The following is a 3,982-nucleotide window of genomic DNA, read 5'->3' on the forward strand; positions in this document are numbered from 1 at the left end:
ATCGCCACGACGCGTCCGTCCGACGAAGTCATGTTGCAGACGGCGGAGCTCACCGGCATGGACGCGTTCGAAGAGGTGATCGTGGTGGACGACCTGTCGAAGCTCGGCGATCCGCTCCGCCAGCGGCTGCTCGATCTCGCGCGCCAGCACGCGCCCGTTTAGTATCCGAGGGGCGTCGCCCCTCGGACTCCCCTGCACGCGCTCTTGCGCGCCGCTTCGCCGGCGCGTTCCGTTCGCGCGGCTCGTTCGCGGCGCTCACTCGCGCCGTGAAGGGCGTCGCCCCCTCGGACTTTCTTGCACGCGCTCTCGCGCGCCGCTTCGCCGGCGCGCTCCGTTCGCGTGGCTCGTTCGCGGCGCTCACTCGCGCCGTGAAGGGCGTCGCGTCTCGGACTTTCTTGCACGCGCTCTCGCGCGCCGCTTCGCCGGCGCGCTCCGTTGGCGTGGCTCGTGCGCGGCGCTCACTCGCGCCGCGAAGGGCGTCGCCTCTCGGACTCTCTTGCACGCGCTCTCGCGCGCCGCTTCGCCGGCGAACTCCGTTCGCGTGGCTCGTGCGCGGTGCTCACTCGCGCCGTGAAGGGCGTCGCGTCTCGGACTTTCTTGCACGCGCTCTCGCGCGCCGCTTCGCCGGCGCGCTCCGTTCGCGTGGCTCGTGCGCGGTGCTCACTCGCGCCTCGCCTCGCGCGCCTCGCCCTCGCGCCTCAGCGCGTCTGCGGGCGATAGAACCAGAACGTCCCTTGCACGCGAATGGTCGTGGTCGTATGGCCAGTCGTCGTGCTGCCGCCGCTGAAGAACAGGTGCGAGCGGCCCACCGCCGAACCTTCCGGCGCATTCTGTTCGAGCACCGTCACCGCGCCGTTGCCGTCGACGGTTTCGACGATCGCCGTATGGTGCGGCCGCTCCTGGAAGTCGGTGTCGCTCGAACCCGATCCGTCGGCGTTGCTCGTCGAGACCTCGCGATCGTAGCGATAGTCCCGGAACTGGATGACGTCGCCAGGCTGCAGATCGGCGAGGTTCACGGTCGTGCCCCATACGTAGTCGGCGTTGGGACTGACGCTGCCGTAGTCGCTCGCGCTGCGTGCGCCGGCCCCGCTCAGCGCGCGATCGGCGAGCGTGAAGCACTCGCCGTTGCCGACGCGGCTGCCGCGCTGCCGCCGCACGTACCCGAGGATGCGCACGCCGACGTCGGCGGTCGTATGCCCGCCGCCGGTGGGCGCGTCGAGCCCGATTGGACCCGGATCCGGCGACTCGGTCCGCGCCGAGGTCCCCTCGTCGATCACGATCGCGCCGGCCGTGCCGTCCGTCGAACCTGGAGTTTTCCCGTGGCCCATGATTTTCGTCCTTTCGTGCGTCGGCACCGCGGCGCCGGGTCAGTGGCGGTTCATCGCTGCGGAAACGGCGTCGTGGAGCGCATGTAATTCCACGGCCGCAGAATCTTGTACTGCCAGCCGCCGCCGCCGACCGCGATCAGCCTGCCGCGTTCGGACCAGGTGTCGACGCCTGACGCGCAGAGCGAAAGCAGCGCGTGCGGCACCGTCACGAGCACCTCGTACTGGTTGAGAACCTTGTCGGTCACGCGCGAGTGCGTTTGCAGGTTGCCGGCGCCGTGCACGCCAAGGATTTCGCGCGGGGTACCTGTCGGGCAGAAGAACGTGCCTCGATATGGAGAGACGCGCGGGTCCTTGTGGCCCCAGAGCCGTGCTCCCTTTTCGATCCGCAATTCGCGCACCGGATAGTTGTAGTCGATGTACTCGAGTTCGTCCGTCTTGTCCGGACAGAACACCGCGTAGAAATTCCTCGCCACGCCGCGCCAGTAGTCACGCTGATCCATCGCGCGTGCGGCCTATCCCGCGCCTACGCACGTGAACGTGTCGTTCAGCACGAGCCCGTCCGTGGATCGCACCTGGAAGCGGACGCCCCAGCCCCAGCGGTCGTCGCCGTCCTCGTGGTGAATCGTCACAGTGCAGATGTTGACCGGGTCGCCGGCGCTCGACCAGCCGGTCTCGATCTTGGTGTCGATCCAGTTCTTCGCGGGCGACGACAGCGCGGCGAAGAAGCCCGCGAGATAACGGCCGATCGTGGTGTCGGACGTCTCGGTGCCGGCGCCGGCGCAGGTCGGCGAGACGCGGAGTGCGACCCCGCTGCTCGCCATGGCGGCTTCGATCAGATCCTTGGTGGTCGGCGGCTGGTGCGCGACGTGGACGGCACGAAGCGCGGCCTCGGCCGGCGGCGTCGCCGGCGCCGGCGCAGCGCTGCCGCCCCCGCAGGCCGCAAGTGCGACCGCCGCCAGAGCCAGCGCGCGTGTCTTCACGGCAACGATCCGAAGAACATCGCGTTGTCGGGGGAGGAGTAGTGCTGCGCGAACTGGGTGGGCGTCTGCCGGACCACCTGCTGTTGGCTGTTGGAGTAGTGCCAGACCATGCCGTTGGCGAAGATGCCGACGTGCTTGCGCGGCACGTTCGCCATCGTCTTGGACGACAGGTTGACGTGGCTGGCGCGGGTGATGAACACCAGACAGGTTCTGAGCGACGCCGGCCGCAGCGACCAGGCGCCGACCTTGGGGCAGCGCGAGAACAGCTCTTGGACGCGCAGGGTTGCCGCCTGCCCGGACCCCGATCCCATCTGCAGACAGGTGACGCCGAACGAATAGCCGAGGACGTGGGAGACGAAGTGGGCGCAGTGGTTGTCGTGGGGACTGACGTACTTGTTCGGGCAGAGGTCGGCGATCGACTTGCCGAGATAGCCGGCCAATTGCGTCTGCGTGATCATGCGGCCAGTCCCTACCGGAAGATACGGAGTGTCGGGCCGATCTTACCCAAAACCGGCGGTCAACCGCGGGTGAAAAGCCAGCCGCTGACCACGGCAAAGATCCCGGCCACGATCAGCCAGGTGCGGGCCTGTGGGCCGGTGAATCCGCGGGCGGCGGCGGCGATGACGAGGATGAGGGCGATGGCGGCGAGGATGTACTTGGCCGCCATACAGAGATGTCGGCCAATTGGAAAGGGAGCCTCCAGGCCTAAACGCTCATCAGCCGATCAGCTCGCCCGCGAAGTACCAGCCACCCGGTTGAAATGACGACTCACGCGCTCGACACTCTCTGGCGATCGCGTTGATTTGCTTCTTCTGCTCCTGCACCCGCATGTCGGCTTCGAACGGGAGATCAATTCCGTAGCGAACGACGAGTTCCTCGTACGCCAGCGAGCGAATCTGACGCCTGAAGAGCGGCGAGACGAGTGTGTCGACCAACGTTCCCAATGAAAATGGCTTACCCAGGCGATATCGCTGGCCCGCAACGAACTCGGATGCGTGCGCTTCAATCCAAGCACGCCACTCATCAGGGTTGCGGGACGCTCGATTGACGCTGATCCCGAACGGCCGGCCATCAGGATGTTTCGGCCCTTCGCCGGTCTGTCGCATCACCTCACGTTCATCGTCGAAGAGCTCGTCTTCCGCAAGGGTTTCCGGAATGAACGCATCCTCACGGAGGTCCGCACCGGTGATGAGCTGGAGCGCCGTCGACGCCGCTCTCGCCACGTCCTCGTCCGCGAGTTTGTCGATCAGCAGACGCACAGCGCTGAGATCGCCGAGGACGCCCAAGGCGATGACTGCTTCGCATCCAAGGGCGTGCTTCAACAGTGAGCGCTGAAGTGCCAGCGAGTCGGATCGGCCGCCGCTCACGGCCAACGGAAGACACATCGCCGCATCGCCGCTCGAGGCGCGGGCGCTGCACAAGGCTGCGGCTTCGGGGTCGCCGCGGCGCATCAGCGCCATGACGGCGTTCGCTCGCACCGCGGCATCTTGATGATCGACATAGCCGGCCACTCGCGACACCGCCGCGTCCGTGCCGACGCGACCGCAGGCCCATAGCAGTTCCGCGAGTCCGTTGGTGGGCGGCGGACCGCTGATGAGGTCCTCCAGGGCAGCGCCCGAGTCGACACGGCGATACCCCACGTAGTGCGCCACCAGCGGCGTGAGCTTGTCATAG

Annotated in this window: 6 protein-coding genes; all 6 read right to left on the bottom strand. The window is 67.4% G+C overall.

Annotated elements, in window-relative coordinates:
• Positions 1 to 698 precede the first annotated feature (698 nt).
• Positions 699 to 1,328, bottom strand: a complete 630-nt coding sequence (locus tag VGI12_17395; protein ID HEY2434453.1) for a hypothetical protein — start codon at positions 1,326 to 1,328, stop codon at positions 699 to 701.
• Between the two features lie 50 nt (positions 1,329 to 1,378).
• Positions 1,379 to 1,828 (bottom strand): polymorphic toxin type 46 domain-containing protein, encoded by a 450-nt coding sequence (locus VGI12_17400; GenBank protein HEY2434454.1) that lies wholly within the window; start codon positions 1,826 to 1,828, stop codon positions 1,379 to 1,381.
• Positions 1,829 to 1,840: 12 nt separating this feature from the next.
• A complete protein-coding gene (locus VGI12_17405; GenBank protein HEY2434455.1) occupies positions 1,841 to 2,308 on the bottom strand; it encodes a hypothetical protein in 468 nt (155 codons plus the stop codon).
• Positions 2,305 to 2,766 (bottom strand): hypothetical protein, encoded by a 462-nt coding sequence (locus VGI12_17410; GenBank protein ID HEY2434456.1) that lies wholly within the window; start codon positions 2,764 to 2,766, stop codon positions 2,305 to 2,307. Before VGI12_17410 ends, VGI12_17405 begins: the two co-directional genes overlap by 4 nt.
• A gap of 59 nt (positions 2,767 to 2,825) precedes the next feature.
• Positions 2,826 to 2,975, bottom strand: coding sequence for a hypothetical protein (locus tag VGI12_17415; GenBank protein ID HEY2434457.1), 150 nt, complete (start codon positions 2,973 to 2,975; stop codon positions 2,826 to 2,828).
• 49 nt (positions 2,976 to 3,024) lie between these two features.
• Positions 3,025 to 3,982: HEAT repeat domain-containing protein (locus VGI12_17420; GenBank protein HEY2434458.1), on the bottom strand; the 958-nt coding region annotated here is incomplete at its 5' end.

It is taken from the genome of Vicinamibacterales bacterium (genome assembly GCA_036496585.1).
Lineage (GTDB): Bacteria > Acidobacteriota > Vicinamibacteria > Vicinamibacterales > 2-12-FULL-66-21 > JAICSD01.

Bases quoted from the DNA above. Each gene is read 5' to 3' on its own strand.
- VGI12_17395 (HEY2434453.1), bottom strand. From the start codon at position 1,328: ATGGGCCACGGGAAAACTCCAGGTTCGACGGACGGCACGGCCGGCGCG.
- VGI12_17400 (HEY2434454.1), bottom strand. From the start codon at position 1,828: ATGGATCAGCGTGACTACTGGCGCGGCGTGGCGAGGAATTTCTACGCG.
- VGI12_17410 (HEY2434456.1), bottom strand. From the start codon at position 2,766: ATGATCACGCAGACGCAATTGGCCGGCTATCTCGGCAAGTCGATCGCC.
- VGI12_17415 (HEY2434457.1), bottom strand. From the start codon at position 2,975: ATGGCGGCCAAGTACATCCTCGCCGCCATCGCCCTCATCCTCGTCATC.